The 14103-nt window shown below is 44.0% G+C and carries 13 protein-coding genes; 7 read left to right on the top strand and 6 right to left on the bottom strand.

Annotated features, from left to right (window positions below; genetic code table 11):
• Positions 1 to 306: 306 nt before the first annotated feature.
• From nirB to HGG78_RS07265, 5 genes are all read left to right on the top strand, one after another.
• Positions 307 to 2892, top strand: coding sequence for a nitrite reductase large subunit NirB (gene nirB / locus HGG78_RS07285; RefSeq protein ID WP_172532458.1), 2586 nt, complete (start codon positions 307 to 309; stop codon positions 2890 to 2892).
• Positions 2893 to 2894: 2 nt separating this feature from the next.
• Positions 2895 to 3230 (top strand): nitrite reductase small subunit NirD, encoded by a 336-nt coding sequence (gene nirD / locus HGG78_RS07280; RefSeq protein ID WP_172532457.1) that lies wholly within the window; start codon positions 2895 to 2897, stop codon positions 3228 to 3230.
• Between the two features lie 135 nt (positions 3231 to 3365).
• Complete coding sequence (locus tag HGG78_RS07275) at positions 3366 to 4178, top strand: formate/nitrite transporter family protein (RefSeq protein ID WP_053310513.1); 813 nt, start codon at positions 3366 to 3368, stop codon at positions 4176 to 4178.
• A 77-nt stretch (positions 4179 to 4255) separates the two neighbouring features.
• Positions 4256 to 5008 (top strand): uroporphyrinogen-III C-methyltransferase, encoded by a 753-nt coding sequence (cobA, locus tag HGG78_RS07270; protein WP_172532456.1) that lies wholly within the window; start codon positions 4256 to 4258, stop codon positions 5006 to 5008.
• A gap of 67 nt (positions 5009 to 5075) precedes the next feature.
• On the top strand, positions 5076 to 5549 hold the full coding sequence (locus tag HGG78_RS07265; protein WP_172532455.1) for a LabA-like NYN domain-containing protein: 474 nt from the start codon (positions 5076 to 5078) through the stop codon (positions 5547 to 5549).
• On the opposite strand, the gene HGG78_RS07260 is transcribed toward HGG78_RS07265, so the two are convergent.
• Positions 5538 to 5741, bottom strand: a complete 204-nt coding sequence (locus tag HGG78_RS07260) for a DUF2986 domain-containing protein (protein WP_172532454.1) — start codon at positions 5739 to 5741, stop codon at positions 5538 to 5540. The genes HGG78_RS07265 and HGG78_RS07260 overlap by 12 nt on opposite strands.
• Positions 5742 to 5848: 107 nt before the next feature.
• Between HGG78_RS07260 and HGG78_RS07255 the strand changes: the two genes are divergently transcribed.
• Positions 5849 to 6238, top strand: a complete 390-nt coding sequence (locus HGG78_RS07255) for a nitrous oxide-stimulated promoter family protein (RefSeq protein ID WP_172532498.1) — start codon at positions 5849 to 5851, stop codon at positions 6236 to 6238.
• Between the two features lie 31 nt (positions 6239 to 6269).
• Here the strand turns inward: HGG78_RS07255 and HGG78_RS07250 are convergent, their stop codons facing one another.
• Positions 6270 to 7481, bottom strand: coding sequence for an MFS transporter (locus HGG78_RS07250; RefSeq protein ID WP_422108880.1), 1212 nt, complete (start codon positions 7479 to 7481; stop codon positions 6270 to 6272).
• Between the two features lie 145 nt (positions 7482 to 7626).
• Entirely contained in the window at positions 7627 to 8061 is a 435-nt protein-coding gene (gene trxC, locus HGG78_RS07245; RefSeq protein ID WP_172532453.1) for a thioredoxin TrxC, read from the bottom strand.
• A gap of 186 nt (positions 8062 to 8247) precedes the next feature.
• Between trxC and HGG78_RS07240 the strand changes: the two genes are divergently transcribed.
• The gene (locus HGG78_RS07240) at positions 8248 to 9342 is read left to right on the top strand and encodes a ketoacyl-ACP synthase III (protein WP_172532452.1); all 1095 of its coding nucleotides are present in this window, start codon (positions 8248 to 8250) and stop codon (positions 9340 to 9342) included.
• A gap of 60 nt (positions 9343 to 9402) precedes the next feature.
• On the opposite strand, the gene glpC is transcribed toward HGG78_RS07240, so the two are convergent.
• From glpC to glpA, 3 genes are read right to left on the bottom strand one after another with little or no spacing between them, the layout of a single operon-like run.
• Positions 9403 to 10629, bottom strand: coding sequence for an anaerobic glycerol-3-phosphate dehydrogenase subunit GlpC (gene glpC / locus HGG78_RS07235; RefSeq protein ID WP_053310540.1), 1227 nt, complete (start codon positions 10627 to 10629; stop codon positions 9403 to 9405).
• Positions 10626 to 11939 (bottom strand): glycerol-3-phosphate dehydrogenase subunit GlpB, encoded by a 1314-nt coding sequence (glpB, locus tag HGG78_RS07230; RefSeq protein ID WP_172532451.1) that lies wholly within the window; start codon positions 11937 to 11939, stop codon positions 10626 to 10628. Before glpB ends, glpC begins: the two co-directional genes overlap by 4 nt.
• Positions 11936 to 13585 (bottom strand): anaerobic glycerol-3-phosphate dehydrogenase subunit A, encoded by a 1650-nt coding sequence (glpA, locus tag HGG78_RS07225; RefSeq protein WP_172532450.1) that lies wholly within the window; start codon positions 13583 to 13585, stop codon positions 11936 to 11938. Before glpA ends, glpB begins: the two co-directional genes overlap by 4 nt.
• Positions 13586 to 14103 lie beyond the last annotated feature (518 nt).

Genomic DNA, 14103 nt, shown 5'->3' with positions numbered 1-14103 from the left:
GCTAACTTAACCAATGAATGTGAAGGCTTAATGAAAGGCTTGGTTAAGTGAAACACAAAAATGCTTGAAGTGAATGTTGGTTACATTTTGGTAATGTTATGAAATGTTTACAGTGATACTCAGATATCTAAAAAGTCATTAATCCATACAATAAATATGGTTACTTACTGTTTTTACTGAAGAATGGCTGATTTTGCCTACCTCTTTAGGGTAGTTTGAATTTGTAATTGATTTACATCATTAATTCATTTTTCTTCATAACTGAGAATCTCGCTCAATAAATGGTTATATAAATTAGGAACCCATATGAGCAAGATGAAGCTAGTCATCATCGGTAATGGCATGGTTGGTCATCGCTATATCGAAGATTTGGTGGAAAAAATGGACGCATCAATGCTTGATGTGACGGTCTTTTGTGAAGAACCTCGTGTCGCTTACGACCGAGTACATCTTTCCTCCTATTTCTCACACCATACCGCTGAAGAGCTTTCTCTTGTTAAACAAGGTTTCTACCAAAAGCATGCCATCAATGTGTTGATTGGCGAACGTGCGATTAACATTAACCGCGATAAACGCGTGGTTTACTCGAGCACTGGGCGCGAAGTGTCTTATGACAAACTCGTTCTTGCTACGGGCTCTTTCCCATTTGTCCCGCCGATTAAAGGTAATGAAAGTAAAGATTGCTTTGTATACCGCACGATTGAAGATCTTAAAGCGATAGAAGCGTGTTCGAAGAAAAGTAAAAGCGGTGCTGTGATAGGTGGTGGTTTGCTTGGCCTTGAAGCCGCTGGCGCGTTAAAAGCGCTAGGTGTGCAAACACACGTTGTCGAATTTGCTCCGGTGCTAATGGCAGAGCAACTTGATCTACAAGGTGGTTTGCAACTGCGTAATAAAATTGAGCGTATGGGAGTGCAAGTTCACACCAGTAAAAATACGTTAGAGATTGTGGCGCAAGGTGAAAACGCTCGTAATACCATGAAGTTTGCAGATGGCTCAGATTTAGAAGTCGACTTCATCGTATTTTCAGCAGGGATACGTCCTCAAGACAAATTGGCTCGTCAAATGGGCCTAGACATTGCTCCGCGTGGTGGTGTTGCTATCAACGATCACTGTCAAACTTCTGATCCTGATATTTACGCGATTGGCGAATGTGCTTCTTGGAATCAAACCTTTTTTGGTCTTGTTGCTCCTGGTTACAAAATGGCCACCGTTGCGGTTGATCATCTTGTTGGTAACGACAGCCAATTCGAAGGTGCAGACATGAGCGCCAAACTCAAATTATTGGGAGTGAAAGTTGGCTCAATTGGTGATGCGAATGGCCGAACTCCGGGTTGTAAGAGCTACGTTTATCAAAATGAAGAAGACGAAGTTTATAAACGCATTACTGTCTCGGAGGACGGCAGAAAACTGCTCGGTGCAGTTTTAGTTGGCGATACGTCAGACTACGGTGATTTACTGCAACTCAAACTCAATGAAATTGAGCTACCAAAACACCCCGATACGCTTATTTTACCGGCTCATGTAGGGGCTGAAAAACCAGCATTAGGTGCGGATGCGTTACCTGATTCCGCGGTGATCTGCTCTTGTTTTGATGTTACTAAAGCGAAAATAGCCCAAGCGGTAGCGGATGGTCACCATACTTTGAGTGCCATTAAAGCGGTCACCGGGGCAGGAACGGGTTGCGGTGGTTGTGTGCCATTGGTGACTTCGGTTCTGAATGCCGAGCTTGCTAAATCTGGCGTGGAAGTAAAAAACGACATTTGTGAGCATTTTGCGTATTCACGCCAAGAGTTATTCCATTTGATTCGTATCGAAGGCATCAAGAGCTTTGATGACATGCTGTACAAGCACGGTAAAGGTTATGGTTGTGAAGTGTGTAAGCCAACCATTGGCTCGATCTTAGCTTCTTGCTGGGGTGATCACGTTCTTGAGCCTTCACTCGTCAGTTTGCAAGATACGAACGACAACTTTCTTGGCAACATGCAAAAAGACGGCACTTATTCGGTGATCCCACGTATGGCTGGTGGTGAAGTCACACCGCAAGCACTTGCGGTGTTGGCGAATGTCGCTCAAGAATACAGCCTTTACACTAAGGTTACTGGCGCGCAGCGCATCGGTTTATTTGGTGCTCAGAAAGACGATTTACCAGAGATTTGGCGCAAGCTGATTGATGCAGGATACGAGACAGGTCAAGCGTATGCGAAAGCACTGCGTATGGCGAAAACGTGTGTGGGTAGCACATGGTGTCGTTTTGGCGTGCAAGACAGTGTTGGTTTAGGTGTTCTGATTGAAAATCGCTACAAAGGTATTCGCACCCCACACAAAATGAAATTTGGTGTTTCAGGTTGTACCCGTGAGTGTGCAGAAGCGCAAGGTAAAGATTTGGGTATCATTGCCACCGATGCTGGTTGGAATATGTATGTATGTGGTAACGGTGGTATGAAGCCTCGTCATGCTGATCTTCTGGCTTCTGATTTAGATGAAGCCACTTTGCTGAAATACATTGACCGCTTCATGATGTTCTACATTCGCACCGCCGATAAATTACAACGCACCTCGGTTTGGTTAGACAACTTAGACGGTGGTGTCGATTATCTTCGTGAAGTGATCGTTGAAGACAAACTTGGCATTAACGACCAATTAGAAGCGGACGTTGCAGCACTTATTGCCAACTACCGCTGCGAGTGGACTGATACCATCAACAGCCCACACCAGTTGAAGCGTTTTTCGCACTTTATTAACTCTGATTTGCGTGATGACAATGTGGTTTTTGTTGCCGCACGTGAACAACATCGTCCGGCCAGTCATAGCGAAAAATACCCACAAGCGAAAGGCGATATCCTGCATGTTGCTATTGGCAATCAAGCGACATCAACCGTTGGGGAGAAATAAACATGGTGAGCAATAAAGTATTCCAAGCAGTGTGTGACATTACTGATATCACCCCTGGTACTGGTGTGTGTGCATTAGTTAATGGTGAACAAGTCGCTATCTTTCGTCCGGCACAAACTGAAGAAGTACTGGCTATCAGCAACATGGATCCATTTGCACACTCTAATGTGCTGTCACGCGGGTTCATTTGCCAACATCAAGATCAGTTATGGGTCGCAAGCCCGCTTAAAAAGCAGCGTTTTAATCTGCTGACGGGGCTGTGTATGGAAGATGAACGCTTTAGCGTAAAAACGTACACCGTACGCGTCATGAAAGGTGTTGTTGAAGTTGCAGCGTAACCTGAAAGCCAACGAGATTTAATAGCGAAAAGGCTTCTTGTTCACCATCTATTTTCGGTGGTGTTCAAAAGCAGGAAGCCTTTGTCTATTCAATTTCTTTTTTTAATTTTAACTTTTGTGACAATAAGGACCATTATGTCTTACGTAAAACCTGCTGACTTTGTACAAACCATGATTAATGCTGGCGAAAGCAAAGTATTTATGTCGACGCGCGACACCATTATCCGTGGCATCATGGCGGGGGCTATTTTGGCTATCGCTGTTGCGGTTGCGATTACCGCTGCTGTACAAACCGGAGTGCCAATTGTTGGTGCTTTGGTCTTTCCTGTTGGTTTTTGTATCTTAAACTTAATGGGCTTTGATCTTTTAACTGGCGTGTTTGCTTTAGCTCCTTTGGCTCTATTTGAGAAACGTCCTGGCGTAACCAAAGCGGGCATTTTACGTAACTGGGGGCTAGTAGGTCTTGGTAACTTAATTGGCGCAGTATCGGTTGCTTTTCTTGTCGCGCTGACCTTTACGATGAATTTTAGTATGGAACCTGGTGCGGTTGGCCAAGCGTTTATTAAAGCATCTACCTCGCGTACTTTGGGTTTTGCTGAGCACGGGCTTAATGGTTGGATTACTGTGTTTGTGAAAGGTATTTTGTGTAACTGGATGGTTTGTTTAGGTGTTGTTGGCGCCATGACATCAACCACAGTGAGCGGTAAAGTGGTTGCAATGTGGTTACCTATTTTTATCTTCTTCGGTTTGGTTTTTGAGCACGCAGTCGTGAACATGTATCTGTTCCCACTTGGTATGATGCTGGGTGCTGAATTTACCATTGGCGATTGGTTGGTGTGGAACCAAATTCCAGCTACATTAGGCAACTTAGTGGGTGGTTTACTATTTACAGGTTTAAGCCTTTATATTACCCACGGTAAGACGCTTCCTCAGCGTAACGCGGCGTAACGACTACGGCTAGAGAGGTACCGTCCTCTCTTTTGCATCGCATTCATTCTTTTTACCGCTACGCAAAGGTATCATTCATGACAAACATCGCGACCACTTGTGGTTTTGTTTCTTTAGTTGGCGCTGGTCCAGGCGATCCTGATTTATTGACAGTAAAAGGTCTGCGAGTGATCAGCCAAGCACAAGTCGTGGTATATGATCGATTAGTCTCACAACGGATTTTAGCGCTTGCTCCTAAAAATGCAGAGATGATTTATGTCGGGAAACAGCTTGATTTCCATTGTGTACCGCAAGATCAAATCAACCAAGTTCTGGTCGATAAAGCCAAAGAAGGTAAAAAGGTCGTTCGACTAAAAGGCGGTGATTCGTTTATTTTTGGTCGAGGTGGTGAAGAACTTGAAACGCTAGCTGAAAATGATATCGCTTACGAAGTGGTGCCTGGAATTACCGCCGCTATGGGGTGCACTTCTTACGCTGGGATTCCGCTGACGCACCGTGACCATGCTCAGAGTGTTCAGTTCATTACGGGTCATTTACAAAAAGATGGTCAAGAGATTAATTGGCGATGTTTAGCACAAGATAATCAAACCTTGGTTTTTTATATGGGGTTAAAACAGTGTCCGAACATTACACGCAACTTATTGGATGCGGGCCTTAGTGCGGAAACCTCTTGCGCCATTATTGAACGAGGCACAACCCCCCAGCAGCGCGTGTTCAGCGGGTCTCTCAGCCAATTACCAGAATTAGCACAACAAGCCGAAAGCCCGGCATTAATCGTGGTCGGGAGTGTGACCAGTTTGCACGACAAATTGAAGTGGTTTGGCGTATAATGCACTCAATTTGCAAAGCAGCGGCGATGATAGGCCGCTGTTTTCGTTTCTGCTTGAGAGAAAACAGATGGAAAAAGTTGCTATTTTGGTCGACGTACAAAACGTCTACTACACCTGCAAAGAAAAGTATCGCCAGAACTTTGATTACAACCAGTTTTGGTACGTGGCTACCCATGGCCGTGAAGTGGTTAAGGCTAATGCTTATGCCATTGCTAGCCAAGATCCAAAGCAACGTCAGTTTCACCATATTTTGCGTGGAATTGGCTTTGATGTGCAGCTTAAACCATTTATTCAGCGTCGTGATGGCAGTGCAAAAGGGGATTGGGATGTTGGCATTACACTTGATGCGGTTGAATTAGCAGAACAAGCTGACGTGATTGTCTTAGTGTCGGGTGATGGAGACTTTGAGTTATTGGTTGAACGCATTAAACAACGCTTTAACAAGCGAGTGGAAGTATATGGCGTGCCAAGGCTGACGGCTCAAAGTTTGATTGATGTCGCCAGCCGATTTGTTCCAATAGAGCAAGACTTACTGTTGTGATTCGCTTTGCGCGGCGACTGCGTTAGCGTTTTGTTCGGTGTGCGTCGCTTCTGCTGTTGTAGCTTGTTCTGCTTCTAATTTTGCTCGTTCAGCTTTAGAAATGTAACGTGGCTTGTTGCTTGGGTGCAGTTTAGCATTTTTCTTTTTTAGGTGTTTCTTCAGCGCTTGATTGATTTTCTTTTTACGGTTCATAATGTGTGCTCTTTAACGGTGAATCATTGGTTCACAGGGAACAAGGTGGCGCAGGATACTTGTTTTTGGGTGTGAACTCAATGGAGATATAGGGAATGAAAAAGCCAATCAGTGATCTTTTAACGGGTAAACTACTTACAGAGTTTCGCACAGTGAAATCCATGTTGGAGATATACTGCCAACGCCATCACGACATGCCGCAAGGTTTGTGTGATGCTTGCCAAGCATTACTTGAATACGCTGAAATTCGATTGGATCGCTGTCCATACGGTCAACACAAACCTACTTGTAACCAATGCCCAATTCATTGCTATAAACCTGAGCCAAAAGAACAAATGAGATTGGTGATGCGCTACGCAGGACCAAGAATGCTATTACCACATCCTATTTTAGCTATTCGGCATCTGCTACACGAAAAAAGGACTATCCCCGAAAAACCAAAAGCGCACCTTTCAAATCGTCATCAACGATTGAAAAATGCGCCGTCCAGTAAATGAAATGGCTTAAGCTTGGTTATTCACTGCGATGCTATTCGCCGGCGACCCACTGGCGCTTGGTTTTCATACTCGCCATTAACATATAAAGGCAGGTTGTCAGCAACGCAACCAGTAAATAGCCCATCAGACCTTGTGAACGCTGCATAAACCAATCGGCAATCAGTGGCCCAGAAACAGAGCCAATGCTGTAGCTGAAAAGCATCACTTGCGTGGCTGATACAATGTAATTTCCATCCAATTTGTCACAGCCTAAATTAATCGCGATAGGGTAGAGTGCAAAAGTCGCCATTCCTAACACAAACAGACTGGCTGCCAACATCATGATGCCTGACTGCAATAAAGTCATCGCAATAGCTGCCGATCCAAGCAAGCAAAACATCGCCATCAGCAGTGTACGGCCCATAAATTTAGATAGCCAAGGAACCATTGGTTGAACGGCCATGCCACCTAATACCACCAACGCCATCAGGCTGCCTAAGTCAGTATGACTGATGCCACGTAGCTCAAGTTCGATTGGCATTAAGCCGTATATTGCACCAAGCGTTAAGCCAGAAACCGCACAGCCAAGCAACGCAGCATGGTTAAGTTTGAAAACCTGTTTTAGTGACAAGCTTGAGGAATTCTGAGTCGAAGGTTGATCTGAATCGCCGTAGATTAATACTGTACTCGCAATAAGTAATAAAGTAATGATGGCAATGAACGGCACGCCGCCGGATACGCCAAGGTAACCAATACCTAATTGACCAAGTGCTGTGCCACCATAAAGTGCCGCCATATAAATACCTAAGCGTTTAGCTCGGCCTTTTTCATCACCGTGCATTAGCCAAGATTCAACCACAACAAAAACGCCAGCAACTGCAGCGCCAGCAATAAAGCGTGCTACTAACCACACTTCTGCGATGTGCATAGCAGGTAAAGCGATGATGGTGAGCATCAGGGCAACAAGACACCAAACAAATGCGATGCGATGTCCAACGCGGTTAACGAAAGGTTCCACCACTAATGCGCCAAGCAATAGCCCAGCATAAAAGGCGCTCGCTAACCAGCTGGCAAGCGAGCTTTCTAGCCCGTAATGAGGCAACATCAACGGGATCATACTCATTAAATAACCTGATGCTATCGCATAGAGCGACAGCGCAATAACAGGTACAGAGATACGTGGAGAAGACACGTTAACAGTGATGTTGTCCAATGACTTTGCCTCAAAATCAAAAAATAAAAGGAGGTGATTTCGGGCGAATATGGAGTTGATAGTGGAAAAGGTAAAACGAAAAATTGTGTTCTTTACGATTAATTTTATTAATCGTTGTTGCAATGGAAGAAAACGAGCGTAAAGTTGGCATAAATAGTCAAATAATGCCAACTTTATTTGGATTTTCAGATGCTTTTTATTTGGTTAAAGCTTGGTTTAACCATTGATTAAATTGGCTTTTTGGTAGGGCACCATTAATAACCTCTACTTTTTGACCGTTTTTAAAGAGCATAACAGTTGGAATGCTGCGGATTTGATATTTTGCCGCGAGATTTTGTTGACTTTCTGTGTCAACTTTTACAAAACGCACATTACCTTTATGCTCTGTAGCAACATCGGAAAATACAGGAGCAAATCCAACGCATGGATTACACCACGGAGCCCAAAAATCGACTACCACAGGTTGGTTGCTTTTCAATAGGGCCGCAAAATTTGCTTCAGTGCCTTCGATGGGCGCACCGCCAAGCAATGACGCTTGGCATTTGCCGCAGTTAGGGCTGTCAGATACACGTTCTAACGGGACGCGATTAACACCGTGACACGCAGGGCAACGAGTATTAAATGTAGACATGATGACCTCTCTTTCCTTTTTCTAATTGTATATTGCTGACCATAAATTTAACGCTTGAGCAAAAGCACGTATACTAATTAATATTGCAAAGGCCTTTTTTCGCTCCGCTACCTTTCATAGGGCGAGTGCTTATTTAATTGAAAGTCTTTTGATCGCCTTAGAAAATACAACAAAAACAGGTTAATAATGACAAAATTTTATGCCGAAATTACAGGTTGGGGAAAATGTCTTCCGCCTGCAGAGCTCTCCAACCAAGATCTTAGTACGTTTCTAGAAACTTCAGATGAGTGGATCCGAACGCGTACTGGTATTGAAAATCGCCGCATTAGTCATGTCAATACTTCTGATATGGCCACCGTTGCCGCTCAACACGCTATTGCCTGTGCGGGCATTGATGCTTCGGAGATTGATCTTATCATCATCGCGACGTGTTCACCTGATTCGCTCATTCCCAATATCGCCTCGAAAGTGCAGCAAAATCTTGGTATTAAAAGCGCGGCTGCTTTTGATTTGAACGCCGCGTGCACTGGGTTTGTGTATGGTTTAGAAACCGCCACCCGCTTAATTCAATCGAGTCACTACCGCCATGCTTTAGTAGTGGGTGCAGAGCGTTTGTCTTTTTATATCGATTGGACCAAGCGTGATACCGCTGTGTTGTTTGGTGATGGTGCTGGGGCGGTTGTGCTGAGCAAAACAGAGCAAGAACTAGGTTTGCAAGAGGCTCAAATTGGTTGTGATGCGGAAGGGCGAGACATTCTCGCTGTGCCTAAATTTGGTTCATCAATGGACCGTTTTGCTGCTGACAACGGTTACTGGGATTTTGACTTTGTAGGTAAAGAAATCTTCAAACGAGCGGTGAGAGGGATGGGGGCGGCAGCGCAAACGGTATTGTCACGTTCTGATCTTTCAACCGATGATATTGATGTTGTGATCCCTCATCAAGCCAATGTGCGTATTATTCAAACGCTTTGTGATTTGTCGGGCATCAGCCAAGATAAAGCTTTCGTTAATATTCAACACTATGGTAACACCTCTGCCGCGACGGTGCCGATTGCACTGTGCGAAGCGGTTGAGCAAGGCAAGATCAAAGCGAATGATAACTTGCTTGTTGCTGCCTTTGGCGCAGGGTTGACGTGGGGGGCTGGGTATATCAAATGGGGGCAACGCGTGACACCAATTGCTCAAAGTAATGCTGTTTTAACTGAGTGTGAGTCAACGGCGTTAGAGCTGTTAGCCAATGCCATAGAGCATTGCCAATTACGCCCTTTAGCAAGTAAATAAAACTAAAAAGTCATTGAAAAGGCCAGACGCGATTGCAGTCTGGCTTTTTTGTTACTGCGTTTAAGCAATCGCCATCGCTAATAAGCTGATGGGGTGGATAGTCTCTAGAGCGGTATTCTCCTCGATTTGCCATTTGCACGTTTCGCAATCAGTAATGGCATAGTCTGCTTGAGAGGCTTTGATCGAATCAAATAAATGCGATCCAATTTTCATTGATACATCATAGTTTTCTTCTTTAAAACCGTAGGTTCCGGCTAAGCCACAGCACTCACTGTCAAGCACGATCAGTTCTAACCCAGGGATCATCTTTAACAGTTCAATGGTAAACATAACATTGCCGCTACGCTCTAGGTGGCAAGGGGTGTGATAGACCACTTTTAAGTTTACCGGTTTCATTCTGGGCGCATTGCCACTCATGAATTCTTTGAGTAAAAAGCGGGTGACATATTCAATTTTATTGACCACCTTACTATTATCAACGCCTAAAACATGTGGGTATTCTTGTTGTAAAGTGAATGAGCAAGTCGAAGAAGTCGACAGTACCGAGGTTTGACGATCTAACACCGCGGTTTCAATATTCTTCACATTCAATAATGCGTTTTTGCGAGCCTTATCGTGAAAACCGTTGGCAATTAGTGGCACGCCGCAACACTTCTCATTATCCAACAAACGTACACCAATATTCATCGCATTCATCACGGCAACGAAATCTTTGCCTAGTTGAGGATGGTTGTAATTCACATAGCAGCCGTGGAAATAACTAACTTGGCGTGTATAAAGAGGCTGACGAGTGCAGTTTTGTTTGAACCAACGACGAAATGTACCATGCGAATATTTAGGTAGTGATTTATGGTCGTGAACGCCAATGGTTTTATGCATCACTTTTTTAACCAGTGGCATAGAGGTAGCGACGTTAACAATTGGCGCAAATGGTGTAGCCAATGTCCCGAATAAATCGGTGTGGCTGAGCACGTAATCGCGCACCAATTTCGGACTGAATGATTTCTTGCCGTGCTTACCGCGAGCAACGGCAATGATATCGCCGATCTTAACACCTGATGGACAAGCGGTTTCGCAACGTTTGCAGTTAGTACACAGCTTCAGTAAGTCATCGTAATATTCTGCACTTTTTATCCGTAGGCGTTCACCGTCCGGTCCGCACTGTTTTGGCCCTGGATAAAGAGGGTTCGCTTTCGCTACGGGGCAATACACAGTGCATACGGTGCATTTGATGCACTGATCAAATGAGGTGTTTTTAGGTGCAGCTTCGATAAAAGAGGTTGTCATACTAAAGCCTCCTCAATGGAATTTTTTGTCTGTGATTGGGCGATAATCTGCGATGTGGCGTGATAAGCACTCGCAATGGCAACACCACCACCACTGCCTTCAAAAACAGGGTCATAGCCACCAAGCATTGAGCCACAGCAGTATAAGTTTTTGATCACAGTCCCTTGATGTATCGGATTTAAATGGTGGTTAGTTTCTACACCAAAGGTCATAAATGGATGTGATTGCTGGGCAAAGAATGCGTTATTTCGCCACTGAGTACGATCACTGACGCTGTTTACTTGCAACTGGAAGATCGGTTCAGAAACGCCATTATGCGAAGCGGATAAACCTTGACTGAAATAACTGCCTGTCGCCATTACAAAGTGATCCGCTTGAATAGGCATATCGGTGAGGTTTTGTGTATGAATCGCGGTGAGCTTGTCACCTTCAAACTCCCCATTCACGACTTTGTCACCTTTAAGATGAATACCGCCCATTGTTAAAAAGGCCCGACTTAGCGATTCTTCAATGCGAATCCCCATTAATGATGGTGGCATAGTGGGTACTTCATGCAGTTGTAGATTGGTTGCTAATTTGAGTTTGTTTAATAAGGTTAGCCCGTCACCGTTACCCATAATGGCGGGTAAAATGACAAGATCTTGCGTGTTGGCGTAGCGCATTAACTGGTCACAGAAACTGGTCCATGCTTGAGGCTGTTTTAATAGACGCGCAATATCGATTGAACGTAATTCGTTCGGGTTATGGCGAAGAGTTTCAAAACCAGGAATGGTCACTTGAATGATTTCGCTTGGTATCTCTTTAAATTCAGGTAAATGACTTAAGTTACCTTGCAACATATGTGGTTGAAAGTCCCGGTAACCTTCAATCGCAAGCAAAATAATACGCTTAAACGGTGCTATGGTTTTGTGTTGATATACATAAGGTTGCGATAGCCAAGTGGCTTTCAGCGTGCCCATTGGCGTGATACGGTAATGGTTACTGCTGTCGGCCTGATGAGTTAATGGCATTCCTCGTTGTTGCAGCGTTTTTTGGAACCACAATAAGCTATTTTGTGTTATCTCAGCGCCAATTTTACTGTAAGGATGACTAGGTGCTTGTTTTGCTAGCTCTTTCATGGCTAAAAAAGGTGCGTCTACTGGCTGGCCTGAAGGTAATTTACCCAGAACATCAATCGAGCCTGAAGAAAAATGCAACGCACTCTGGCCTTGGCTAATTAACGCTGTCTTAAGGCCTGCTTGAAGGCAACGAATTCCAGCACTATAGCCTGCGATGCCTCCACCAATAACTGTGACGTCGTACTTAATCATAACGTCTCCTCATTTTCATTCTTGTATTGCTGCTCTGGGATATCATTAGCCCCGAACAAACCTTCGTAAATCCAATAACTGAATTCTGCCTCACGCAGAGCATCTCCCCAAAAAATGGGTTTAATACCTTTCCAACGTTCTTCTAAAAATTCAACCAACAACTGACTGGATTGCTGACCAGATACATTGCCATATTCATTAAATAAGCTGGCCGCTCGATAGCTGCATAATTCACCTTGGCAAGGGCCCATTCCTAAACGTGTACGACGACGCAAGTCGACCAAATTGTTCACGTCGAGCTGCTTAATGGCGTATTCAATTTCACCAGCGGTCACCATTTCACATTCACAAATGATGGCTTGGCTTTTTACATCATCTGTCAGGAAGTTTTTAGCACGCTCACCGTGTCGGTAGATGGCTGACTCATAGATAGGTTTGGCAATGCTGGCGGTTTTTTTCACTTGCTTTGGCGTTTCATTTGAACCAGGCAGTGGGCGAGTGTGGGTTTCACAAGCCGTCGTATTGCCCAGTTTTTTGGCAACTAAATCGGTTGCCCATTCAGCCATTAAACGGTAAGTCATTAATTTACCGCCAGTAATTGTAGTCAGCCCTTTCAAACCATCACGTTGTTGGTGATCAAGTAGCACGATGCCACGGCTGATATTACGACCGCTGCCATCATCATCTACTGATACGAGTGGACGTACGCCAGCATAAGCACGCAATACCCGGGTGTTCGCCATGATTGGTGCAAGTTTAGCGCCTTCAGCAAGGAGGACATCAACCTCTTTTTCTGTGACATGCAAATTGTCGATTTGGTCGTAATCAATATGTTCAGACGTGGTGCCGATAAGTGAAATGGTATCACCAGGAACAAGAATGTCGGCATCTGACGGCTTGCGGCAACGGTTAATCACTAAGTTATTGATGCGGTAATCTAAAATGAGTAACGAACCTTTGGCGGGAAACATTTTAATGTTGAGATCGGCATATTCGCAGATGTTTTGACCCCATATTCCCGCGGCGTTAATGACTTCTTTAGCGAAGATCTCGTATTGTTGGTGAGTGTTAAGCTGTAAGCAACGCACACCCAAAATTGTATCACCTTGGCGAATGAGCGAAGTGACAATTGTTTTGTTGAAAATTCGGGCGCCATGTTCTTTGGCGTCTAAAACGTTGGAAGCACACAAACGGAAAGGGTCAAGCGTACCATCGGGCACTTTTACCGCACTAATCAGGTTGGGGTTTACGTGCGGCTCGAGTCTCAGCGCCTCTTTGGCTGAAAGTTGCTCCGTGGCGATACCCGCCTCACTGCATTTTTGAATAAAAGTACTTTGAAAATTCAGGTCGTCTTCAGGCAACGTAATGAACAAGCCATCGGTATTTTCAACACAATGTCTGGCGATATTTTTTAAAATTTGATTTTCTTGGATACATTCTTTGGCTGACTCTGGGTCTGTTACTGCGTAGCGTGCTCCAGAATGCAGCAAACCATGATTGCGTCCAGTCGTGCCCGATGCAATATCATCTTTTTCTAGCAAAATACAATTAATACCACGCAGCGCACAGTCGCGCATAATTCCAGTACCGGTTGCTCCGCCACCAATGATGACGACATCGGTTTCAAATCGGGTTGCTGTGGTCATGGTGAAACCTTATTCGATGAAAAACTTACATTCAGTGTGGCATTTTTTGTCATAAATGTTCGATATATTGCTCACAAAAGTTCGAACGAACTATAAACTGTATGTTTAATCGATGTGATTAATGAAATTTTAGTGATAGATGTCAAAATAGAAAATTAATTAACATTTTTACTGTTAATGATTTAACAACTTGGTCTGTTTTGAGCATGATATGCGCTTATGAGCAGCTCGGATTACTGACGGTTAACTTGCTATTGAAAATGATGAATTATCTACTTCATGCTTTATTCTACGTATTATTCGTGATGTTAATTAGTATTTGCTTAAGTTTATGGAGGTTTGTACTGTTCATCCGTATGGGTGATAAGATCAAAATAATGAGTTAATTAACAAAATTGGATATTTGAAGTAACAAAATTGTGCTCGAACGCTCATAAATGTTGATTTTTTATTTTCGCGATACGAAAAGTGTGCAAAATGTGTCTCACACAGAAATCGTGTACATAAAAATAAACAAG

Origin of the sequence: Vibrio aestuarianus (assembly GCF_012395185.1) — a bacterium.
Taxonomy (GTDB): domain Bacteria; phylum Pseudomonadota; class Gammaproteobacteria; order Enterobacterales; family Vibrionaceae; genus Vibrio; species Vibrio aestuarianus.
Note: the sequence above shows the minus strand (reverse complement) of the source record. Positions and strands in the feature narration are given on the sequence as shown.